The sequence below is a fragment of the Streptomyces anatolicus genome, assembly GCF_019400875.1.
GTDB lineage: Bacteria > Actinomycetota > Actinomycetes > Streptomycetales > Streptomycetaceae > Streptomyces > Streptomyces anatolicus.
This window is the reverse complement of sequence record NZ_WMBF01000061.1, coordinates 1-21,916: the sequence shown is the minus strand read 5'-3', so window position 1 is coordinate 21,916 and position 21,916 is coordinate 1. Positions and strand designations below refer to the sequence as shown.

22 protein-coding genes, 1 tRNA gene, 1 pseudogene and 1 riboswitch are annotated in these 21,916 nt (G+C 69.2%); of the genes and pseudogenes, 7 read left to right on the top strand and 17 right to left on the bottom strand.

The window, feature by feature from the left end:
• Positions 1–135 precede the first annotated feature (135 nt).
• Together GKQ77_RS09025 and GKQ77_RS09020 are read left to right on the top strand one after the other, a co-directional pair.
• Entirely contained in the window at positions 136–1,134 is a 999-nt protein-coding gene (locus tag GKQ77_RS09025; protein WP_219688182.1) for an HNH endonuclease signature motif containing protein, read from the top strand.
• A gap of 53 nt (positions 1,135–1,187) precedes the next feature.
• A tRNA-Leu gene (locus GKQ77_RS09020) sits at positions 1,188–1,272 on the top strand.
• Positions 1,273–1,328: 56 nt separating this feature from the next.
• Here GKQ77_RS09020 and rdgB read toward each other — a convergent pair.
• The 4 genes and pseudogenes from rdgB to GKQ77_RS09000 all read right to left on the bottom strand — a co-directional run.
• A complete protein-coding gene (gene rdgB / locus GKQ77_RS09015) occupies positions 1,329–1,931 on the bottom strand; it encodes an RdgB/HAM1 family non-canonical purine NTP pyrophosphatase (RefSeq protein ID WP_219688181.1) in 603 nt (200 codons plus the stop codon).
• Positions 1,932–1,989: 58 nt separating this feature from the next.
• Positions 1,990–2,385 carry a hypothetical protein gene (locus GKQ77_RS09010; protein ID WP_219688180.1) on the bottom strand — a complete coding sequence of 132 codons (396 nt, stop codon included), beginning with the start codon at positions 2,383–2,385 and terminating at the stop codon, positions 1,990–1,992.
• Between the two features lie 180 nt (positions 2,386–2,565).
• On the bottom strand, positions 2,566–3,312 hold the full coding sequence (gene rph, locus GKQ77_RS09005; protein WP_219688179.1) for a ribonuclease PH: 747 nt from the start codon (positions 3,310–3,312) through the stop codon (positions 2,566–2,568).
• A gap of 79 nt (positions 3,313–3,391) precedes the next feature.
• Positions 3,392–3,628: pseudogene (locus GKQ77_RS09000) on the bottom strand (PTS sugar transporter subunit IIB); the annotation flags it as partial.
• A 236-nt stretch (positions 3,629–3,864) separates the two neighbouring features.
• On the opposite strand from GKQ77_RS09000, the gene GKQ77_RS08995 reads away from it, so the two are divergent.
• Both GKQ77_RS08995 and GKQ77_RS08990 read left to right on the top strand, forming a co-directional pair.
• Complete coding sequence (locus GKQ77_RS08995) at positions 3,865–5,178, top strand: PTS transporter subunit EIIC (RefSeq protein ID WP_219688177.1); 1,314 nt, start codon at positions 3,865–3,867, stop codon at positions 5,176–5,178.
• Between the two features lie 256 nt (positions 5,179–5,434).
• On the top strand, positions 5,435–6,709 hold the full coding sequence (locus GKQ77_RS08990; protein ID WP_125513031.1) for a PTS transporter subunit EIIC: 1,275 nt from the start codon (positions 5,435–5,437) through the stop codon (positions 6,707–6,709).
• 77 nt (positions 6,710–6,786) lie between these two features.
• Here the strand turns inward: GKQ77_RS08990 and GKQ77_RS08985 are convergent, their stop codons facing one another.
• Complete coding sequence (locus tag GKQ77_RS08985) at positions 6,787–7,539, bottom strand: MBL fold metallo-hydrolase (protein WP_219688176.1); 753 nt, start codon at positions 7,537–7,539, stop codon at positions 6,787–6,789.
• 201 nt (positions 7,540–7,740) lie between these two features.
• Between GKQ77_RS08985 and GKQ77_RS08980 the strand changes: the two genes are divergently transcribed.
• Entirely contained in the window at positions 7,741–8,199 is a 459-nt protein-coding gene (locus GKQ77_RS08980) for a type II toxin-antitoxin system PemK/MazF family toxin (protein ID WP_219688175.1), read from the top strand.
• A gap of 88 nt (positions 8,200–8,287) precedes the next feature.
• On the opposite strand, the gene GKQ77_RS08975 is transcribed toward GKQ77_RS08980, so the two are convergent.
• From GKQ77_RS08975 to clpS, 10 genes are all read right to left on the bottom strand, one after another.
• Positions 8,288–9,241 (bottom strand): PLP-dependent cysteine synthase family protein, encoded by a 954-nt coding sequence (locus GKQ77_RS08975; protein ID WP_219688174.1) that lies wholly within the window; start codon positions 9,239–9,241, stop codon positions 8,288–8,290.
• 12 nt (positions 9,242–9,253) lie between these two features.
• Positions 9,254–9,541: a MoaD/ThiS family protein gene (locus GKQ77_RS08970; protein ID WP_125513035.1), complete on the bottom strand. Its 288-nt coding sequence runs from the start codon at positions 9,539–9,541 to the stop codon at positions 9,254–9,256.
• Between the two features lie 139 nt (positions 9,542–9,680).
• Positions 9,681–9,782, bottom strand: coding sequence for a putative leader peptide (locus tag GKQ77_RS34090; protein ID WP_320590866.1), 102 nt, complete (start codon positions 9,780–9,782; stop codon positions 9,681–9,683).
• 69 nt (positions 9,783–9,851) lie between these two features.
• The gene (locus GKQ77_RS08965; protein WP_219688173.1) at positions 9,852–10,625 is read right to left on the bottom strand and encodes an ABC transporter ATP-binding protein; all 774 of its coding nucleotides are present in this window, start codon (positions 10,623–10,625) and stop codon (positions 9,852–9,854) included.
• Positions 10,622–11,638, bottom strand: a complete 1,017-nt coding sequence (locus GKQ77_RS08960) for a FecCD family ABC transporter permease (RefSeq protein ID WP_258021047.1) — start codon at positions 11,636–11,638, stop codon at positions 10,622–10,624. The genes GKQ77_RS08965 and GKQ77_RS08960 overlap by 4 nt, the downstream gene beginning before the upstream one ends.
• Before the next feature lie 116 nt (positions 11,639–11,754).
• Positions 11,755–12,717 carry an ABC transporter substrate-binding protein gene (locus GKQ77_RS08955; RefSeq protein ID WP_219688172.1) on the bottom strand — a complete coding sequence of 321 codons (963 nt, stop codon included), beginning with the start codon at positions 12,715–12,717 and terminating at the stop codon, positions 11,755–11,757.
• A gap of 45 nt (positions 12,718–12,762) precedes the next feature.
• Positions 12,763–12,883, bottom strand: a riboswitch (cobalamin riboswitch).
• Between the two features lie 4 nt (positions 12,884–12,887).
• Positions 12,888–13,310: a M67 family metallopeptidase gene (locus GKQ77_RS08950; RefSeq protein WP_219688171.1), complete on the bottom strand. Its 423-nt coding sequence runs from the start codon at positions 13,308–13,310 to the stop codon at positions 12,888–12,890.
• An 89-nt stretch (positions 13,311–13,399) separates the two neighbouring features.
• Positions 13,400–14,902 carry an amino acid permease gene (locus GKQ77_RS08945; protein WP_219688170.1) on the bottom strand — a complete coding sequence of 501 codons (1,503 nt, stop codon included), beginning with the start codon at positions 14,900–14,902 and terminating at the stop codon, positions 13,400–13,402.
• Positions 14,903–15,274: 372 nt separating this feature from the next.
• Positions 15,275–15,880 carry a DUF2017 domain-containing protein gene (locus GKQ77_RS08940; protein WP_219688169.1) on the bottom strand — a complete coding sequence of 202 codons (606 nt, stop codon included), beginning with the start codon at positions 15,878–15,880 and terminating at the stop codon, positions 15,275–15,277.
• 39 nt (positions 15,881–15,919) lie between these two features.
• On the bottom strand, positions 15,920–16,234 hold the full coding sequence (gene clpS / locus GKQ77_RS08935) for an ATP-dependent Clp protease adapter ClpS (protein ID WP_219688168.1): 315 nt from the start codon (positions 16,232–16,234) through the stop codon (positions 15,920–15,922).
• Positions 16,235–16,314: 80 nt separating this feature from the next.
• On the opposite strand from clpS, the gene GKQ77_RS08930 reads away from it, so the two are divergent.
• Both GKQ77_RS08930 and GKQ77_RS08925 read left to right on the top strand, forming a co-directional pair.
• Entirely contained in the window at positions 16,315–17,643 is a 1,329-nt protein-coding gene (locus tag GKQ77_RS08930) for a nicotinate phosphoribosyltransferase (RefSeq protein ID WP_219688167.1), read from the top strand.
• 121 nt (positions 17,644–17,764) lie between these two features.
• Entirely contained in the window at positions 17,765–18,349 is a 585-nt protein-coding gene (locus GKQ77_RS08925) for an isochorismatase family protein (protein WP_219688166.1), read from the top strand.
• A gap of 69 nt (positions 18,350–18,418) precedes the next feature.
• Here GKQ77_RS08925 and GKQ77_RS08920 read toward each other — a convergent pair whose 3' ends face one another.
• Positions 18,419–18,748, bottom strand: coding sequence for a hypothetical protein (locus GKQ77_RS08920; RefSeq protein ID WP_219688165.1), 330 nt, complete (start codon positions 18,746–18,748; stop codon positions 18,419–18,421).
• A gap of 111 nt (positions 18,749–18,859) precedes the next feature.
• A complete protein-coding gene (locus GKQ77_RS08915) occupies positions 18,860–21,280 on the bottom strand; it encodes an immune inhibitor A domain-containing protein (protein WP_219688164.1) in 2,421 nt (806 codons plus the stop codon).
• Positions 21,281–21,916 lie beyond the last annotated feature (636 nt).

Genomic DNA, 21,916 nt, shown 5'->3' with positions numbered 1-21,916 from the left:
CGCCCCCACACAGCGCGGCCCGCCCCACTTGCCCAAGTGGGGCGGGCCGTTCCGTATATCGGGCGTGACGGTCCGATAAACGGTTCGTTACTCCGGACGGGGGCTGCGAACGCGTGGCCGGGAGGAGGGGCGATCATGACGGATTCGTACAGCCGGGAGTCGCTGACTGCCGCAGTACCCGAGGTGCGCAATTGGTCAGCGCTGATGAGGCTTCTGGGACTCGCCGAGAACGGAGGGCGTCGGCGTGTGCTCCAGCAGAAGGTCGCCGAGTACGGCATTGACACCGCGCACTTCACGAAACGCAGTCCTTGGCGTAAGTACACCGATGAGGCCATCGCCCAGTCCGTGGCGGCTTCGTCCACCCTGCGCCAGGTCGCCCTCAGGCTCGGCGCAACGCCCGCCACCGGCACGATGTCGCACCTCGCTCGGCGTATCGAACGTGCGGGGCTCGACGTCAGCCACTTCCCCGGCATGAATCGGGAGCGGCTTGACCTGCCGTTCACCCCCGCGCAGCTGACGCATGCCGCGGCCAGCTCTTCCAGCGTGCGCGGCACGGCCCGTCTGCTCGGCATGCCCGACGACAGCCGCTCGCGAGAGGTGCTGGCGCGGATGTTGCGGGAGCACGGCGTCGACACCGCTCACTTCCGGAATGCCCGGCTGGTGATCGACGAGGCGGCCCTGCGCGCGGCCGTACCCGAGGCCACCAGCTTCGCGGACGTCGTACGGGCGCTCGGCCTGGAGGCCGGTGATGTGAATCATCGCCGGGTCCGGCGTGCGGCCGCCCGGCTCGGGCTCGATACGGGCCACTTCAAGCGGAAGGCCTGGGGAGCCGTACCGGTCACCGAGCGAAGGCCGGTCGCGGCGAGCACGCTCGTCGTCCGGCCGCCGGGTTCAAGCCGCGCCAACCGTGATCGGCTCCATCGCGCGCTCCAGGAAGTCGGCCTGCCTTACCGCTGCGCCTCGTGCGGAAATCCCGGTGAATGGCTCGGGCAACGGATCACGTTGCACATCGACCACATCAGCGGCGACTGGCTCGACAACCGCCAGGAGAATCTGCGGTATCTGTGCCCCAACTGCCACGCGCTTACGGAGACGTGGTGCCGCCGGAAGGGGCGACAGCCTCTCGCCGGTTAGCCTGCCCTACCCGTACACTGAACGCCGCCGGTCGACGTGCTGACCGTTTTTGAGCGGCCGTGATGGAATTTGGCAGTCATGCTGGGTTTAGGTCCCAGTGGGTTCACACCCGTGTGGGTTCGAGTCCCACCGGCCGCACTCTTCGCGGGCCGTGTGGCCGATCAGTTGGATATCGGCCACACGGCCCGTTGGTCTTAGCCCAACAACTCCCGCACCACCGGCACCAACCCCCGGAACGCCTCCCCGCGATGGCTGATCGCGTTCTTTTCCTCTGCCGTCAGCTCCGCGCATGTGCGGGTCTCGCCCTCCGGCTGGAGGATCGGGTCGTAGCCGAAGCCTCCGGAGCCGGAGGGGGCCGTGCGCAGGGTGCCGCGGAGGTGGCCCTCGACCACTCGTTCCGTGCCGTCGGGCAGGGCCAGGGCCGCCGCGCAGGCGAAGTGGGCGGAACGGTGTTCCGGGGCGATGTCCGACAGCTGGGCCAGGAGCAGCGCGAGGTTCGCGGCGTCGTCGCCGTGGCGGCCCGACCAGCGGGCGGAGAAGATGCCGGGGGCGCCGCCGAGGACGTCGACGCACAGGCCCGAGTCGTCGGCGACGGCGGGCAGGCCGGTGGCCCGGGCGAGGGCGTGTGCCTTGAGCAGGGCGTTCTCGGCGAAGGTGACGCCGGTTTCCTTGACGTCGGGGATCTCGGGGTAGGCGTCCGCGCCGACGAGGTCATGAGTGAGGCCTGCGTCGGCGAGGATCGCCCGCAGTTCCGTGATCTTGCCGGCGTTACGGGTGGCGAGGATGAGGCGGGTCATGCCCCCCAGTATCCAAGGACCCAGTATCCAAGCAGGCGTCCAGGGGGCACCCCGTCCGTTACGGCGTGCAGACCTTGGTCAGTTCGCCCGCCGCGTCGGTGACCGGACTGACGTCGGGGGTGCTGTCGCCGCTCCTGATCGACTCGCGGACGTTCTCGACGGCCTCGCCGAGGTCGTCGACGGCCTTGTTCACGTCGGTGTCGTCGGTCTTGTCGCTGATCTTGTCGAGGTTCTTGTTGATGTCGTCGAGCGCCCGGTCGGCCTCGGCCGGGTTGTCGCCGGCGTTCTCGACGGCCTGCTGAAGGTCGGTGACGCTGTCGGCGATCGTGTCCGCGGTCTGGACGCAGTCCAGGGCCTTCGAGACGGCGTCGCAGCCGACGAGGCCGACGCCTGCCGGTACGACGATCAGGGCTGTGGCGACAGCGGTGGCGATACGACGGTGGCGCGCGGCCATGGTTCGGTCCCTCCCCGGGTGCGTACGGGCGCCCGGCATTGCCCGCGCGCCCGTACTTCTAACAACGCCCGGCAGGGGGTTGTTGGTTGCCTTACGTGATGTACATGTACGTGATCCAGCCGACGCACCTGGTACGTGGTGGCTGGTGTGCGTGGTCCACGGCGCTGCGGCGCCGCGCCGTCACTGCCGCGTCGCCGCCAGCGCCTCGCGCTGGAGGTTGGCGAGGTCCTCGCAGCCGCCGAGGGCGAGGTCGAGGAGGGCGTTCAGCTCCTTGCGGTCGAAGGGCTCGGCCTCGGCGGTGCCCTGGACCTCGACGAAGCGGCCGTCGCCGGTGCAGACGACGTTCATGTCGGTGTCGGCCTTCACGTCCTCCTCGTAGCAGAGGTCGAGGAGGGGCACGCCGCCGACGATGCCGACGGAGACGGCGGAGACGGTGTCGGTGAGGGGCTTGCGGCCGGCCTTGATGAGCTTCTTGCCCTGCGCCCAGGCGACGGCGTCGGCCAGCGCCACGTACGCGCCCGTGATCGCGGCGGTGCGGGTGCCGCCGTCGGCCTGGAGGACGTCGCAGTCCAGGACGATGGTGTTCTCGCCGAGCGACTTGTAGTCGATGACTGCGCGCAGCGAGCGGCCGATGAGGCGGCTGATCTCGTGGGTGCGGCCGCCGATCTTGCCGCGGACGGCCTCGCGGTCGCCGCGGGTGTTGGTGGAGCGGGGCAGCATGGAGTACTCGGCGGTGACCCAGCCCTCGCCGCTGCCCTTGCGCCAGCGCGGGACGCCTTCGGTGACGGAGGCGGTGCAGAAGACCTTGGTGTCGCCGAAGGAGATGAGGACGGAGCCCTCGGCGTGCTTGCTCCAGCCGCGTTCGATGGTGATGGGGCGGAGCTGTTCGGGCGTGCGGCCGTCGATACGGGGCGAGGGCGTAGACATGGGCCGAGCCTATCGGCACATGGGTGAGGGTCCTCCCCCGATCGAGGAAGGACCCCCACCCGTGAGCCCGTTCAGGAACTCACATCATGTCTTCGATGTCCGCGGCGATCGGGTCGGCGTCCGTGCCGATGACGACCTGGATCGCGGTGCCCATCTTGACGACGCCGTGGGCGCCGGCGGCCTTGAGCGCGGCGTCGTCGACGAGGTCGGGGTTGTGCACCTCGGTGCGCAGGCGGGTGATGCAGCCCTCGACCTCTTCGATGTTGTCGATGCCGCCGAGCCCGGCGACGATCTTCTCAGCCTTGCTGGCCATGTGTTTCTCCCTGGTTCCAAAGGACGCGGCCTCAGCGGGCCGTGGTCCGCTGTGTGACGGGTCCGCTCTGTCACGTTAACGCACGGTTGGACCATCTTCGCGGGCGGTCACGGCGCACGCGCCCCATGATGACGATCAAGGTGGCGCCTCATGCCGGAGGCGGCACTCCCACCCGTTCCCAACTGGTCTACACCAGTCTAGGGCGACCGCCAAACCAGGCTTGTCCCGGGAGGACGCCGATGAGTTCCGACGCCGCCGCGGTGCCGCGGAAGAAGTGGTGGAACGGCCTGTTCCAGGGCCTGCAGAAGATGGGCCGCAGCCTCCAGCTGCCCATCGCGGTGCTGCCCGCCGCCGGCATCCTCAACCGGCTCGGCCAGCCGGACGTCTTCGGCGCCGACGGGCTCGGCTGGACGAGCGTGGCCAAGGTCTTCGCGGCGGCGGGCGGCTCCCTGCTCGACTCCTCGCTCGGTCTGCCGCTGCTGTTCTGCGTCGGTGTCGCGATCGGCATGGCGAAGAAGGCGGACGGCTCGACGGCGCTCGCGGCGGTCGCCGGTTTCCTCGTCTACTACGCGGTGCTCCGCGCCTTCCCCGAGGACTGCCCGGCGGATACGACGTTCGGCGCGGCCGGCATGTGGAGCGGGGTCTGCGTCGCGGAGGACGGGACGGTCGCACAGGCCGCGTACCAGAATCCGGGGGTCTTCGGCGGCATCGTGATGGGTCTGCTCGCCGCGTGGTTCTGGCAGCGCTACCACCGGGTGAAGCTGGTCGACTGGCTGGGCTTCTTCAACGGCCGCCGTCTTGTGCCGATCATCATGGCCTTCGTGGGGCTGATCTTCGCGGGTCTGTGCGTGTGGATCTGGCCGCCGGTCGGTGACGCGCTGACCAGTTTCTCGAAGTGGCTGGTGGATCTGGGCTGGCTGGGCTCGGGCATCTTCGGCGTCGCCAACCGCGCGCTGCTCACGGTGGGGCTGCACCAGTTCCTCAATACGTTCGTGTGGTTCCAGTTCGGCGACTACACGAAGCCCGACGGCACGATGGTGCACGGCGACATCAACCGGTTCCTCGCGGGCGACCCGTCGGCGGGCCAGTTCACCTCGGGCTTCTTCCCGATCATGATGTTCGCGCTGCCCGCGGCGGCCCTCGCGATCACGCACTGCGCGCGGCCGGAGCGGCGCAAGGTGGTCGGCGGCATGATGCTGTCGGTCGGTCTGACGTCGTTCGTCACGGGCATCACCGAGCCGATCGAGTACTCGTTCCTCTTCATCGCGCCACTGCTCTACGCGCTGCACGCGGTACTCACGGGTGTCTCGATGGCGGTGACGTGGGCGCTGGGCGTGAAGGACGGGTTCAGCTTCTCCGCGGGGCTGATCGACTACGTCATCAACTGGAGTCTGGCGACCAAGCCGTGGCTGATCATTCTGATCGGTCTCGGCTTCGGCGTCGTGTACTACGTCGTATTCCGCTTCGTCATCACGAAGTTCGATCTGGCGACTCCGGGACGTGAACCACAGGAGGAGGCGGAGGCCCTGGACCGGGAGCAGACCAAGGCCTGACGCGCTCCGGCCGAGCGGCTTCCCCACCGCTCCACAAGGCCCTCGGACCTCTGGTCCGGGGGCCTTTGGACTGTCATATCCGTATATGGCCGAGCCCACAGGAATCGCGGGTTCCTTACGTCACCTTCACCGTGCTACAACAGGTCTACACCACTTAATGGTGTAGACCACGCGGCCTTCTCGCCGCGTCCCCCGGAGACGCCGCCGTCCCCCACTTAACTGTCCCCAGGCGGCGCCTTGCCCACTGGAGGAAGTTGTGTCCACGGCCAGTGCCGCCCCCGCGGCAAAGAAGAAGGGCTCCGGCGCGATGGCTGTCATGCAGCGCATCGGCCGCAGCCTCATGCTGCCGGTCGCCGTGCTGCCCGCCGCAGCCCTCCTGGTCCGTTTCGGCCAGGACGACATGCTGGGCCGGGAGTCCTTCCCGACCTTCGTCAACAAGCTCGCGAGCTACATGGCGGCGGGCGGTGGCGCGCTGCTCGACAACATGGCGCTGCTGTTCTGCGTCGGCATCGCGATCGGCTTCGCCAAGAAGTCGGACGGTTCGACGGCCCTCGCGGCCGTCACCGGCTACCTGGTCTTCCAGAAGGTGCTCGCCACCTTCACGGACAAGAACCTGCCCAAGGTCGCCTCCGTAGTCGACGGCAAGATCGTCATGAACGAGGCGCCGGTCAACGCCGGTGTGCTCGGCGGCGTCGTGATGGGCATCATCGTCGCCCTGCTCTACCAGAAGTTCTACCGGACCAAGCTCCCCGACTGGGCGGGCTTCTTCGGCGGCCGCCGCCTGGTGCCGATCCTCTCGGCCTTCGCGGGCCTGGTCGCGGGCATCGTCTTCGGTCTGATCTGGCCGGTGCTCGGCACCGGGCTGCACAACTTCAGTGAGTGGCTCGTCGGTTCGGGCGCCGTCGGCGCCGGTGTCTTCGGTGTCGCCAACCGCGCGCTGATCCCGATCGGCATGCACCACCTGCTCAACTCCTTCCCGTGGTTCCAGGCGGGCACGTACAACGACGGCGGCACGGACTACCACGGCGACATCGCCCGCTTCCTGCACGGCGACCCGAGCGCGGGCCAGTTCATGACCGGCTTCTTCCCGATCATGATGTTCGCCCTGCCGGCCGCCTGCCTCGCGATCGTGCACTGCGCCCGTCCCGAGCGCCGCAAGGTCGTCGGCGGCATGATGTTCTCGCTCGCCGCCACCGCGTTCGTCACCGGTGTGACCGAGCCGATCGAGTTCACGTTCATGTTCATCGCGCCGGTCCTGTACGCGATCCACGCGGTGCTCACCGGTGTCTCCATGGCGCTGACCTGGGCGCTCGGCATGAAGGACGGCTTCGGCTTCTCGGCCGGCGCGGTCGACTTCTTCCTGAACCTCGGCATCGCGAAGAACCCGTGGGGCCTGGCCCTCGTCGGCCTCTGCTTCGCGGCGGTCTACTACGTGGTCTTCCGCTTCGCGATCACCAAGTTCAACCTGCCGACGCCGGGCCGCGAGTCCGACGAGGAGCTGGCCGAACTCCAGAAGGCCGAGGCGAAGTAGCCTCCGGCTCAGTCGAACACCGGAAGGGCCCGCGCGTTGGTCACCAACGCGCGGGCCCTTCCGCGTTGCTCGGCGGCTCAGATCTCGTACGTGGCGCCGGGCGCCGCCAGCTCGGCCGGGCCGTCGTACACGGCGCGGGCGTCCGCGAGGTTCACCTGGGGGTCGGTCCACGGCGGGATGTGGGTGAGCAGCAACCTTCCCGCACCGGCGCGCCGGGCGCACTCGCCCGCCTCCCGGCCGTTCAGGTGCAGGTCGGGGATGTTCTCCTTGCCGTGCGTGAACGCCGCCTCGCACAGGAACAGATCGGTGCCGAGGGCCAGTCCGTCCAGGCTCTCGCAGCTGCCGGTGTCGCCGGAGTACGTGAGGGACCTGCCCCCGTGCTCGACGCGGATGGCGTACGCCTCGACGGGGTGGCTCACCCTCTCGGTGCGCACCGAGAACGGGCCGATGTCGAAGGCGGCCGGCTTGACCGTGTGGAAGTCGAAGACCTCGCTCATCGAGGAGGCCGACGGCGTGTCCGCGTACGCGGTCGTCAGACGCTGCTCGGTGCCCTCGGGGCCGTAGACCGGGATGGGGGCGCAGCGGCCGCCGTCGTGCCGGTAGTAGCGCGCGACGAAGTACGCGCACATGTCGATGCAGTGGTCGGCGTGCAGATGGCTGAGGAAGATCGCGTCGAGGTCGTACAGACCGATGTGGCGCTGGAGCTCGCCGAGGGCGCCATTGCCCATGTCGAGCAGCAACCGGAAGCCGTCGGCCTCTACGAGGTAGCTCGAGCAGGCCGACTCCGCGGACGGAAACGACCCCGAGCAGCCGACGACGGTGAGCTTCATGAAGCTGGAACCTCCGCGCTGGCGAAAGAGCTGGGGGGTGGGTGTGCGGTCCGTCGAGCGTAAGGCGCGAAACGGCGGGTCGCTCCTCCGTCGCGGGCCGTTGTGGGGGAACTCACCTGCGGTGTCACCGGTTCGGGGGGCGCGTGGGGCGGGTGGTGCGGTGGCGGGCGTGACGGCGCGTGCGCCGGTACCGTCGTGGTTATGGACACGTCCTGGTGGCTCGCCCTCGCCGCCCTCGTGGTGCTCGCACTGGTCGTCGCGCTGGTGGACGGCTGGGGCCGCGGGCCCCGGCAGCGGACCACCCGCCCCCCGGGCCGGCCGCGGCCGCCGCGGGGGCCCCGGCGGCGGCTTCCCGCGCCGCGCCCGTCGGAGATCTGGTGGGCGCGGGTGCCCTACGAGGACGGGCCCGGCGGGAAGGACAGGCCGTGTCTGGTCCTGTCGGTGCGCGGGGAGCGGGCGCGGGTCGCGAAGATCACCAGCAGGTACCACGACGAGCGGGCGGGCGTGATCCCGCTGCCACCGGGCTCGGTGGGCGACGCGGAGGGCCGCCCCAGCTTCCTGGAGACGGACGAGCTGCGGGACGTACCGCTGTGGGAGTTCCGGCGCAGGGCCGGGGTGGTGGATCCGGTCCTCTGGGACCAGGTGAAGTACTTGGCATGAAAACGCCGGACGGGCTGGGTATTTCCAGCCTGTCCGGCGTTTGAGGACGAACTCGGCGGAGCCGGTGACAGACGGCGCCCCCGGCCGGCTAGGCCCAAAGCTGGCCCTGGAGCGTTTCGATGGCCGCCTCGGTCGTCGCCGCGGTGTAGACGCCCGTCGACAGGTACTTCCAGCCGCCGTCGGCGACGACGAAGACGATGTCGGCGGCCTCGCCCGCCGCCACCGCCTTCTTGCCGACGCCGATCGCCGCGTGCAGCGCGGCCCCCGTGGAGACGCCCGCGAAGATCCCCTCCTGCTGGAGGAGTTCCCGGGTGCGGGTCACCGCGTCCGCCGAGCCGACGGAGAAGCGGGTGGTGAGGACGGAGGCGTCGTACAGCTCGGGGACGAAGCCCTCGTCGAGGTTGCGCAGGCCGTAGACGAGGTCGTCGTAGCGCGGCTCGGCGGCGACGATCTTGATGTCCGGCTTCTGCTCGCGCAAATAGCGGCCGACGCCCATGAGGGTGCCCGTGGTGCCGAGACCCGCCACGAAGTGGGTGATCGAGGGGAGGTCGGCGAGGACCTCGGGGCCGGTCGTGGCGTAGTGGGCGCCCGCGTTGTCCGGGTTGCCGTACTGGTAGAGCATCACCCAGTCCGGGTGCTCGGCCGCCAGCTCCTTGGCGACGCGGACCGCGGTGTTGGACCCCCCGGCCGCCGGCGAGGAGATGATCTCGGCGCCCCACATGGCGAGCAGGTCGCGCCGCTCCTGGGAGGTGTTCTCCGGCATGACGCACACGATGCGGTAGCCCTTGAGCTTGGCCGCCATGGCGAGCGAGATGCCGGTGTTGCCGGAGGTCGGCTCCAGGATCGTGCAGCCGGGCGTCAACCGGCCGTCCTTCTCGGCCTGTTCGACCATGTGCAGCGCGGGCCGGTCCTTGATGGAACCGGTCGGGTTGCGGTCCTCCAGCTTGGCCCAGATACGGACGTCGGCCGAGGGGGACAGGCGCGGCAGGCGGACGAGCGGCGTGTTGCCGACGGCGGCGAGCGGGGAGTCGTAGCGAGGCATCCGGGATCGGGCCTAGACCATGCCGCCGGCGACGGCCGGCAGGATCGTGACGCTGTCGCCGTCGGCGAGCTTGGTGGAGATGCCGTCGAGGAAGCGGACGTCCTCGTCGTTGAGGTACACGTTCACAAAGCGGCGCAGCTTGCCGTCGTTGGCCGGGTCGACGAGCCGCTCGGCGATGCCCGCGTGCCGCGAGTCGAGGTCGGTGAAGAGTTCGGCGATGGTGTCACCGCTGCCCTGGACGGCCTTCTCGCCGTCGGTGTAGGTGCGGAGGATGGTCGGGATGCGGACCTCGATGGCCATGGCTGAGGGCTCCTGTCGGGAGAGTTCAGGTGAGTGGGCGCGCGGCGGCCCGGTCGTGCGGTGTGCGCGGTCGTGCGGTGCGCGGTCGTACGCGGATGAGGCGCCGCGGGCCCTTTTCTCGGCCGTACGGCGGCAGGGGTCAGCGCGAACAGATGGCGCTGCTGAGCCTGCACAGGTCGACGTGCAGACGCGCCACGAGCAGCATGCCCGGCATCTTGTCGCTCACGTCGTGGGAAACCATGCGCTCATCGTATCGATTCCCGGTCCGGGTCCTGGAATGTGATCTCACATGGTGGATGGTTTCCGTCCATCACCTGGATGCGGGGAGGTAGGTGACGGTCGGCGCGCCCGTCGCCGGGTGCACCGCGACCTCCGCCGTGACGCCGTAGACCTCGGCCAGCATCTCGCTGGTCAGGACCTCCTTGGGGGTGCCGGACGCGGCCGGGCGGCCGTCGCGCAGGACGTAGAGGCGGTCGCAGTAGTACGCCGCGAGATTCAGGTCGTGCAGGGCGAGGAGATTGGTCGTGCCGAGGCCGCTGACCAGGGAGAGGATCTCCAGCTGGTAGCGGATGTCGAGGTGGTTGGTCGGCTCGTCGAGGATCAGGACCGTGGACTGCTGCACCAAGGCCCGCGCCACCAGGGCGCGTTGGCGTTCGCCGCCGGAGAGCGCGGCGAAGGAGCGGTCGGCGAGGCGCTCCGCGCCGACGCGGCCGAGGGCGCCGCGCACCAGCTCGTCGTCCCGCTCGGTGTCCCCCTCCCAGAAGCGTTTGTGCGGGGAGCGGCCCATCGCGACGATCTGCCGCACGGTGAGGTCGAAGCCCGCCTGGCCGTCCTGCGGGACGGTGGCGATGTGCCGGGAGCGCGCCTTGGCGCCGAGTCCCGCCAGATCGGTCCCGTTGAGCAGGACGCGGCCCTCGGCCGGGGTGAGCGCCCCGTACACGCAGCGCAGCAGGGTCGTCTTGCCGCTGCCGTTGGGGCCGACGACGCCGACCGTCTCGCCCTCGGCGACGGTCAGTGAGACGCCGTCGAGCAGGCGCGGCCCGCCCGGGGCCCGGTACCCGAGGTTCTCGACGATCAGCGTCACGTGGCCACCCCTTCGTGGCTCTGGCCCCTGCGCAGCAGCCAGAGGAAGAACGGTCCGCCGGTCAGCGCGGTGAGCACGCCGACCGGGATGTCCTGCGGGGCGGCGACCGTGCGCGCGGCGAGGTCGGCGACGACCAGGAACACCGCGCCCATCAGCGCCACCACCGGCAGCAGCGGGCGGTGCGCGGCGCCCACCAGCAGCCGGGCGGCGTGCGGCACCATCAGGCCTACGAAGCCGATGGCGCCGCTGTACGCGACGAGTACGCCGGTCAGGAGTGAGGCGAGCACGAAGACGGCGGCGCGGAAGCGGGCCGTGTCCAGGCCGAGGACCGTGGCGCCCTCCTCGCCCACGAGCAGCAGGTCGAGCGGGCGGGCCAGCGCGATCAGCAGGGCCGTGCCGACGCCGAGCACCGCGCAGGGCAGGGCGAGCATGTCCCAGCGGGCGCTGCCGAGGCCGCCGAGCGTCCAGTAGAGGACTTCCTTGAGGTGGTCGGCGCTGTCGGCGGTGACCAGGATGAGGCTGGTCAGGGCGGTCAGGATGTACGAGACGGCGACCCCGGCGAGGATCAGGCGGCCGGTGGCGAAGCCTCCGCCGCCGCTTCTGGCCAGGGCGTAGACGAGGGCCAGGGAGACGAGCGCGCCCACGAAGGAGGCGGCGGGGATGGTGACGGCGGTGCTGAGGGCTGCGCCCAGGCCGAAGACGCCGCCGAGGACGATCGCCGAGACCGCGCCCACGGAGGCGCCCGAGGAGACGCCCAGGAGGAACGGGTCGGCGAGGGGGTTGCGGACGAGGGCCTGGAGGACGGTGCCGATGACTGCCAGGCCGGCTCCTACGGTGGCGCCCAGGATGACTCTGGGGAGCCTTACGTCCAGGACGATGGTGCGGAAGGGGGAGGGTTCCGCGTGGCCTGTGAGGATGTCCAGGACCTGGCTCGGGGGGATCCTGACCGAGCCCAGGGCCAGCCCGGCGAGGGTCGCTGCCGCGAGGGCTGCGGTCAGTCCCGTCAGGATCAGGAGGCGGCGCCCCCTGTGGCTCGGTTGATCGCCCTTCGGGCTCGTCCTCAAACGCCGGACGGGCTGGAACCGGTCTCCCCCGGGCTGGGACAGGCGCCGGACGGGCTGGGGGGTGCTCACAGCTGTGCCGCCAGCTTCTTCACCGCCTTGGGGGCTCGTACCCCTGTCACCACGTCCGAGAGCGGGAGCACCGCGAAGCGCTTGTTCTTGATGGCGGGGACGTCCGCCAGGACCGGGTCGTCGAGGAGGCGGCGCTTCTTCTGGGCGACCGTCGTGGCGCCGTAGTCGAGGATCACGATGACCTCCGGCTTGCGTTCGACGACCTTCTCCCAGGACGCGTCGCCGAACGACTTGTCCACGTCGGCGAAGACGTTGCGGCCGCCCGCCCGCTCGACGATGTCGTTGCCGATGCCCCGGCCGCCCAGCGTGAACGCCGTCTTGTCGCCGCTGTCGTAGACGAAGACGGAGGCCGGCTTTCCGCCCTTCGCCTTCTTCTCGGTGGCGGCAAGCTCCCGCTTCGCGCCGCTCACCCAGTTGTCCGCGCGCTCGCGCACCCCGAAGGTCGAGCCGACCTCGCGCACCTCGCGGTAGACGTCCTCCATGGAGACGGCCCGCTTCGCGCACCCCTCGACGTTGAGGCGGCTCTTGATGCCGGACTTGGCGAGCGCGGAGCGGCTGCGGCCGTCGCCTGCGAGGAAGGCGCTGGCGTAACCGCCGTACACGAAGTCGGGGTTGGCGGCGAGCAGCTTCTCGTAGGAGGGGTACTCCTTGGCGAGGACGGGAACGGATTCGTACGCCTTCTCGTACTTCGGCAGGACCTTGTCGTCGAGGTAGGCGGTCCCGGCGAGGCGGTCCTTGAGGCCGAGTTCCAGCATCACCTCGGTGACGTGCTGGTTCATGGTGACGGCCCGCTTGGGGGGTGCGTCGTACGTCGTGCGCACACCGCAGTTGGTGACGGTGTACGGGAATCCGGCGGCCTTGGCGGCGGGCTTGCCGGAGTCGGCGGGGCCGGACGAGCCGCAGGCGGCGAGCGGGGCGAGCAGGGCCGCGGTGGTGAGTACGCGTAGGGCGCGGGACATGGCTGAACTGCCTCCTTGAGGGGATTTCCGCGTCCCCTGCGTGGTGTGGAGAGAAGGCGGCAGGTCAGTTCCTGACTCCCCCGCCCCGGGATGGGGGTGGGGTCACAGTGGCGGGACCGTGCCGGGTTCGCACCGGCTTCCTGGCTCCTGCCGCCTCGAAGATGTCGGGGTCAGTATGCCTGTACGACCCGCACCTCTTCCTCGGTGACCTGGCCCTCGACGATCCGGAACGAACGGAATTGGAAGGGGCCCGCTCCGTCGGTGTCCGCGGTGGAGACCAGGAGGTAGTGGGCGCCGGGCTCGTTGGCGTAGCTGATGTCGGTGCGGGAGGGGTAGGCCTCGGTCGCGGTGTGCGAGTGGTAGATGACCACCGGCTCCTCGTCGCGGTCGTCCATCTCGCGGTAGAGCTTGAGCAGGTCACCCGAGTCGAACTCGTAGAACGTGGGCGAGCGCGCGGCGTTCAGCATCGGGATGAACCGCTCGGGGCGGCCGGTGCCCGCCGGGCCCGCGATCACGCCGCACGCCTCGTCGGGGTGGTCCTGGCGCGCGTGCGCGACGATCTGGTCGTGGAGGGCCTGGGTGATGGTCAGCATGGCAGTCAGGATAAGCAGAGGGCCCGCGCCGTACCGAAGTGTGGTACGGGCGGGCCCGAATGCTGGACAGGTGCCCCGAGGGGCGGGTGTCAGTCCTTGGTGACCGGCTCGGTCTCGGAGGCGGCGGTGCCGACCTTGCGCTTGTTGAACGCGGCGGCCTCCGGGTTGCGGCTCTTGAGGACCAGGTAGGTGACCCCGAGGATCGCGGCCCAGACGGGGGCGGCGTACAGCGAGATGCGCGCGTCCTTGTCGACGCCCATCATCACGATGACCATGCCGATGAAGAGCAGGGCGAACCAGCTGGTGTACGGGGCGCCCGGGGCCCGGAAGGTGGACTGCGGCAGCTCGCCGCGGTCGGCCTTGCGGCGGTAGCGGATCTGGCAGGCCAGGATCATGATCCAGGCCCACATGCCGGAGATGGTCGCGAAGGAGACGACGTAGTTGAACGCCTCACCCGGCCACTGGTAGTTGATCCAGACGCCGACCAGCATGAACGCGGCGGAGAACGTGGTGCCGAGCAGCGGCAGGCCGTTCTTCGTGAGCCTGGTGAAGAGCTTCGGACCCTGGCCGTTGAGCGCCAGGTCGCGCAGCATGCGGCCGGTGGAGTACATGCCGGAGTTGCAGGAGGAGAGCGCGGCGGTGAGGACCACGAAGTTCACGATCGCGGCGCCGACGCCCAGACCCATCTTCTCGAAGGCCGCGACGAACGGCGAGACACCGGGCTGGAAGTGCGTCCACGGCACGACCGACAAGATCATGATCAGCGCGCCGACGTAGAAGACGGCGATGCGCCACGGCACGGTGTTGATGGCCTTGGGCAGGACGGTCTTCGGGTCCTTGGACTCGCCCGCGGTGACGCCGACCAGCTCGACGGCGAGGAAGGCGAACATCACGATCTGGAGCGTCATCAGCGTCGAGCCGATGCCGTTCGGGAAGAAGCCGCCCTGGTTCCACAGGTGGGCCACGGTCGCGGTGTCACCGGCGTCGGAGAAGCCGATGGTGAGGATGCCGACGCAGATCAGGATCATGCCGATGATGGCGGTGACCTTGACCATCGAGAACCAGAACTCCAGCTCACCGAAGAGCTTCACGGAGATGAGGTTCGCGCCGTACAGGATGACCGTGAAGACAAGGGCGTATGCCCATTGTGGGAACGAGTTGTGTGTCCAGTACTGCATGTACTGGGCGGCCGCTGTGACTTCGGTGATGCCGGTGACGACCCAGAAGAGCCAGTACGTCCAGCCGGTCACGAACCCGAAGAACGGGCCCATGAATTCGCGTGCGTACTCCGAGAAGGAGCCCGACACGGCGCGGTACATGAGGAGCTCGCCGAGCGCCCGCATGATGAAGAAGATGACGAGGCCCGCGATGGCGTACGCCAGGATGAGGCTGGGGCCGGCCTTGTGAATGGCCTTGCCCGCGCCGAGGAACAGGCCGGTGCCGATGGCACCGCCGATCGCGATCATCTGGATCTGCCGGGCCCCCAGACCGCGCTGGTAGCCCTCGCCCTCGCCGGACGGCCCGCCTGCGGCCTGCACGGCACCATTGCCGTCGTGCCCGTCGTGCTGCTCTTCGACCTGCACTGAGGTCATGGTGACGCCTTTCTCCATGCTGATCCGCGCCCGCGTTTCGCGTTGATGGCTGCGGATCAGGTCCTGATCCCCCCGGATACCTATGGAGTGCTACCGGCGGTCTGCCGGCCCGAGCGCTCTCGGTGACATGGGTGGCGTCACCGAGCGGTCGTGAAGATTTATCACGGCCGCAACAGTGAGGGAATCAGCCACCTGTGACGCAGCCCACAGGGAGAAGCGGACAAAGGTCTCTTCCCGCAGTAAATGTGGGCAATGAAGTGACGGGATCGTTATCCGGATTTGAGCATCCGCTGAGCGAACGGACCGCCACGTGAACGGAAGGTGTCCAGTACAGCAAATCTCGCTGTCATATGCACCGGTTTCCGGCCCGACTCACTCCAGCAAGGTCCCGACCAGCGTCTCTTGCAGACCGCCCAGCCAGAGGTAGGCCATCACCATCGGCTTGCGGGGGTCGGAGTCGGGGAGCCGGTAGAGCAGATCGGCGTCGTCCTCGTCGGTGACCTCGAGGCGGGTGCCGATCGCGAGGCGGAGGTCGTTGAGCGCCCCGAGCCAGTGCCGGGACTCCTCGACCGACAGTTTCAGGACAGCTCCGCCCTCGCCCGATGACGCCATCGAGTCGAGGGAGCGGATCACGACCAGCGCGTCGTCCCGCTTCTTGGCCCGCAGGTCGTTCTCCGTGAAACGGCGGAACTCGGCCGAATACGCCCGCAGTTCGTCCTCCTGCGCGATGTCCCCGGTCTCGCTGCCCGGGCCGCCGTACGCGTCCGGGAGCAGGCGCTGCATCACCGGGTCGGTGGGGGGCTCGCTGGGACCCTCGGCGAAGAGTTCCGCGAGGGGGTCGTCGGAGGGCTCACCGCCGGGGCCGGGGCCGATCAGCTCCAGGAGCTGCACGGCGAGGGAGCGGATGATCGAGATCTCGACCTCGTCGAGGGCGACGGCGGCGCCGCCTCCGGGGATCGGTTCGAATTGTCCTGGCATCAGATGCGTCGCTGCTTCCGGTCCGCTGCTTCGGGTCCGCTACTTGCGGTCCTGCTGAAGGGTGGCCCACAGCCCGTACCCGTGCATGGCCTGGACGTCGCGCTCCATCTCCTCGCGGGAGCCGGTGGAGACGACCGCGCGGCCCTTCTGGTGCACGTCCATCATCAGCTTGGTGGCCTTCTCCTTGGAGTACCCGAAGTACGACTGGAACACGTACGTCACGTAGCTCATGAGGTTGACCGGGTCGTTGTGCACGAGCGTGATCCAGGGGGCGTCCGGCTCGGGGACGACGAGCGCCTCTTCGTCCGATTCCGGGCGGGTGATCTCTGCGGGAGCCGTACTCACGTGCCCCATGCTGCCACCCCCAAGGGGTCCCCGCACAAACGGGCCCATGAAATCGTCAGAGTGACGAGATGCGGGGTAGCATCCTTCGTATGAACACAGCGGACCTTGGCCTGCCGGTGGATGTTCCGTCGACGGCGCTCTTCACGGACCAGTACGAGCTGACGATGCTCCAGGCCGCGCTGAAGGCCGGCACCGGTGGACGCAGGTCCGTCTTCGAGGTCTTCACCCGCAGACTGCCCGAGGGGCGGCGCTACGGCGTCGTGGCGGGCACGGGCCGCGTCCTGGACGCCGTGGAGAACTTCCGCTTCGACGCGGGCGTCCTCGGCTTCCTGCGCGAGCGGAACATCGTCGACGAGGCCACCCTCCAGTGGCTGGCCGGCTACCGCTTCAGCGGCGACATCTGGGGCTACCCCGAAGGCGAGGTCTGCTTCCCCGGCTCGCCCATCCTGCGGGTCGAGGGCTCCTTCGCGGAGTGCGTGCTCCTGGAGACCGTGATCCTCTCCATCCTCAACCACGACTCGGCCATCGCGGCCGCCGCCTCCCGGATGTCCTCGGCCGCCGGTGACCGCCCGCTGATCGAGATGGGCGCCCGCCGCACCCACGAGCTGGCCGCCGTCGCCGCCTCCCGCGCCGCGTACGTGGGCGGCTTCGCGACCACATCGGACCTGGCCGCGGGCTTCCGCTACGGCATCCCGACCGTCGGCACCAGCGCCCACGCCTTCACCCTGCTGCACGACAACGAGCGCGACGCCTTCCGCGCCCAGGTCGACTCGCTGGGGCGCGGCACGACCCTGCTCGTGGACACCTACGACGTGACCGAGGCCGTCCGCATGGCTGTCGAGATCGCCGGGCCCGACCTCGGCGCCGTGCGCATCGACTCCGGCGACCTGCTCCTCGTCGCCCACCGGGTGCGCCAGCAGCTGGACGAGCTGGGGGCGACGGAGACGAAGATCGTGGTGACGTCCGACCTCGACGAGTACGCCATCGCCTCGCTGCGGGCGGCGCCCGTGGACGCGTACGGCGTGGGCACGCAGCTCGTCACCGGCTCGGGGCACCCCACCTGCTCCATGGTCTACAAGCTGGTGGCCCGCGCCCACTCGGCGGACCTCAAGGCGCCCCTGGAGCCGGTGGCGAAGAAGTCCCTCGGCGCGAAGAGCTCGGTGGGCGGACGCAAGTGGGCCGCGCGGCGGCTCGATGAGCACGGCGTCGCGGAGGCCGAGGTCGTCGGCACCGGGCCCGTGCCCGCCGAGCTGGCCGACGCCCAGCTCCTGGTGGAGCTGGTCAAGGGCGGCCAGGTCGTCGCCCGCGAGCCGCTCGACGCGGTCCGCGACCGGCATGCCGCCGCGCGCGCGGGGCTGCCTCTCTCGGCGACGCAGTTGTCGCGGGGCGAGGCGGTCATCCCCACGGAATATCTCTGACGGGACCGGGATATCTCCGGGGGCCCGGAATACCCCTGGCGGGCCCGGGAAGGTGCCCCCTCCCGTAACGCACGTGAAGTCTCTACGCTCGTAGTCACCCCCCGGCAGAAGGACACCGCCCATGCGCCGCGCACTGATCGTCGTAGACGTGCAGAACGACTTCTGCGAAGGCGGCAGCCTCGCGGTCGCCGGTGGCGCGGACGTGGCCGCCGCCATCACGGAGCTGATCGGCCAGGCCCCGGCCTGCTACCGGCACGTGGTGGCCACCCGGGATCACCACATCGACCCCGGCGCCCACTTCTCGGACCACCCGGACTACGTGGACTCCTGGCCGCCGCACTGCGTGGCGGGCACGGAGGGTGTCGGCTTCCACCCGAACTTCGCCCCGGCCGTCGCCTCCGGCGCGATCGACGCGGTCTTCGACAAGGGGGCGTACTCGGCCGCCTACAGCGGATTCGAGGGCGTCGACGAGAACGGCCTCTCCATGGCGGAGTGGCTGCGGGAGCGCGGGATCACGGAGGTGGACGTGGTGGGCATCGCCACGGACCACTGCGTGCGGGCCACGGCGGTGGACGCGGTGCGGGAGGGGTTCGGGACGACTGTTCTGCTGGAGCTTACGGCGGGGGTTGCCTCGGCGACGACGGAGCGGGCGGTCGCCGCGATGCGGGTGGCTGGCGTCGAGCTGACGGGTAAGCCTGTCGTCTGAGCACGGCCCGGCTTGCCCGGCTCCGGTGTTTTCCCCACCGCCACGGGGCTCCGCCCCGGACCCCGCTCCTCAAACGCCGGAGGGGCTGGTTCTAGCGCTCTGTCTCTTCAGCGCCCTGACCGGGTGCCACAGCTCCTGCATGGCATTGGGTGCCGTCCGCCATATCAAGCCGTCCGGATGGTGCAGGACCGCCGTGACCTCGTCCGGCGTGGGTGGTTCCGCGTTGCCCCGCAGGTATACCGCCCGCAGGCCCAGGTTCCGCAGTCGCGTCAGCGCCCTCGCGCGGTTCACGGCGTGCACGATCATCCTTACCGCGCCGTCGCCCGGCGACGGGCTCGGCACGGTCAGTGCCACCACCACGCTGCCGTTCGGCAGCTTGCAGAAACCTCCTGCGGACATGCCTGCTCCCTCCCCCGTCAATAAGAAGTACTCACCACGCACCTAAACACGATCGGCCGCCGCCCGCTAGGGGACGACGGCCGATCATGGTTTGACCTGCGGAAACGCTGATTACTTCGTGGAGGGGCCCACCTGGACCGTGATCGAGGAGCCGTCCTTCGGCTGCTTCAGGATCTTGATCTTGGTGTTGGTGTCAGTGACCTTCACGCTTCCGGTGGGGTTGGACGCGTACCAGTACGTGCCCTTGCGGTCGTCGAAGACCGAGACGCCCTTCTGGGACTTGATCTTCGTCGCGACGTCCGCGTTGTGGAGCGTGAACTTGTCCGTCGCGTACTTGCTGAAGGGCGCGTCGAACGGCTGGATCTTGTTGCGCATGACCGAGCCGTCCTTCCACTTCAGCGGCTTGGCGTGCGCGTCGACCGGGAGGATCAGACCCTCACCGGGGTGCTGGCTGGTGTTGTTGTCCTTCTGGGAGGTGTCCCACTGCCAGACCATCAGGCCGGTCTGGTACGGGTAGTGCTCGACCCAGTCGGGGCGGGTGCGCGAGAAGCCGAAGTTGTACGGGCCGACCTTCAGGGTCTTGTCGTACGAGACGTACTGGCGGTTCTCGGCGAGGTAGTACTGGTCGTACTTCTTGGTGAAGGACTCGGCGATACGGGAGAAGCCCTTCGACACCCAGCCGTTGTCGTCGCCCTCGGCGCCGTCCTCGAAGACCTTGGTGCCGTCCGCGGTGATCGCGAGGGCGTCGGCCGCGAAGCCCTTGCCGCCCGCGCCGCCGTCCGTGGCGTAGCGGAAGCGGATGTCGATCTTCTTGCCGGCGTAGGCGTCGAGCGGGAAGACCAGCTTCTTGTACGCGCCCGAGACACCGGTCAACGCGGGCTTGTCACCGGCGTCGCGGGTGATCGGCTTGCCGTCCGCGGTGCCGTCCACCGGCGTGTAGTTGGCGCCGCCGTCCGTGGAGACCTCGGTGTAGAGGTAGTCGTAGTTGGCCTCGATGTCCCACCAGCCCTGGAGCGACAGCTCGGCCTTGGTCTTGCCGGTGAGGTCGACGGAGCGCGTGAGCGTGTTCTTCAGGTCGTCGCCCTGGTTGCTCCACCACTGCTTGGTGCCCTCGGCGGGCTTCACGATCTTGGTGGTGACGGGCTTCTTCGGCAGGTCGACCAGGAGCGCCTGGCGGTGGCGGGTGTTGTACTCCGCGACGCCCAGCTTGTGCTCGGAGGTGGTGGCCGCCTTGGCCTTGGCGTAGTCGAGCCAGCCCAGCTGGAACTTGTCCCAGGCGGTCATGTCGCCCGGCAGGTCACCGATCGACTCCTTGCCGGTGCCGAGCCAGGAACCGGCCGACATCAGCGACCAGAAGCCGACCGAGTTCTCGCCCTTGCCGGTGGTGTCGTAGAGGTCCGGCAGACCGAGGTCGTGGCCGTACTCGTGGGCGAAGACGCCGAGGCCGCCGTTCTCCGGCTGCATCGTGTAGTCGCCGACCCAGATGCCCGAGTCGCCGATCTGGGTGCCGCCGGCCTTGTTGTTGCCCGGTCCGGTGCGGCCCGCGTCGTTGCCGTACGCGTACCAGCGGTGCGCCCACAGGGCGTTCTCGCCCTCGGCGCCGCCGCCGGCCGACTCGTCCTCGCCCGCGTGGACGATCTGGAAGTGGTCGATGTAGCCGTCGGACTCGTTGAAGTCGCCGTCGTTGTCGAAGTCGTAGCGGTCCCAGAGGTCGTACTTGGCCAGGTCCGCCTTGATCTGCTCGTCCGTGCGGCCCTGGGCCTTCTGCGCCTTGGTCCAGGCGGTCACGCCGTCCTTGACCGCGTCCCAGACGTTGGCGCAGTTGGTGTCGCCGCAGTAGTTCGAGCCGTAACGCGCCTCGTTGTAGTCGACCTTGACCCAGTCGGAGACCGCGCCGTCGACCGAGTAGCGGCCGGAGGAGGTCTTCTCGTAGTAGGTCTTCAGCGAGTGCTTGGTCTTGCCCTTGCTGTCCTTGCCCTTACCGAAGTAGAGGTCCTGGAAGTGCTTGCGGTTGTAGTCCTTCTGCCAGGCCGTGCTGTTGTCCTTCGCACGGTCCGGCTTGGCTATCTTGTTGTGCAGCGGGCCGGGCTTGCCGCCGTACTTCTTGACCGGCGGCTGCGGGCCCTCGGGGCCGTCCGGGTCGTACATGGTCGTGTCGTCGACCTTGTCGCCGAACTCCACCAGGATCGTGAAGATCTTGTCGGTCTTCTCGCGGCCCAGCTCGACGTACTTCTTGTCGTCGAGCTTGACGACCTTGGAGGCGCCCCGCTTCTGGACCTTGGCGTCGCCCTCGACGACCTGCTGGAGGGCCGCCTTGCGCTGCTGCGCCTGCTGCTTGCTGAACGGCCCGTCGAGGTCGTGGTCGACGTGCGCCTTGGGCCGCGACGGGTCCTGCCTGTCGATGGCCGGCGCCGCTGCCGGTGCCCCGTCGCCGGGGGCGGCCGTGGCCGTCGTCGCCGAGTACGTGGCGGCGGCAGCGGCCACCGCCACGGCCACGGCAGTGGCTCTGAACGTGCGTGTTCTGGCTGTCACTTGATGAATGTCCTCCCCACGCGGCCGCGCGAATGGCGGACCGAGATCCCGGTCGGAGGAGGTCCGCGCGCGATGTACGCGTCACAAGTGACGACATTCGACCGGAAGAGCGGGAGAAAAGACAGACCTTGACTTGGACATACCAAGTGCACTATGCGACCCCGGGTTCCGTTATCCGGACGCGTGGCACACCTTCGGCGAGAAGTCCAACAGGCGCTCCGGACCGTCCACTTGGTGGACGTCATGAATCCGTGCGCCCCCCGTGCTGCGGCACCGTGGGTTAGGTCACGCTTACCGCCCGTTCCCGTCGGGCATGCAGCGTCATAGAGTCAATCGACGGTGCGCCACCGCGCTGGGCGAAGCATCTCAAGTCGCCGCCGTCGGGCCCCCTTTGATTCCTATACAGCCGCCCACACATCCGCATCCGCCCCCGGGCCAAGAGCGCGGGGGGATCACTGCCGAGGACGGATCACGTCATGCCTCGTCCCATGCCACGTCCGACCACCGCACAGATCGCCTACGGTTCGGTGACCGTCGTCTTCTCCACCCTCGCCATGCTGCTGCTCTCCCGGACCGGTTCGGGAGTCGTCGGTGTCGCGGTGATAGCGGTGGCCGCGCTCGGCCTCGGCTTACTGG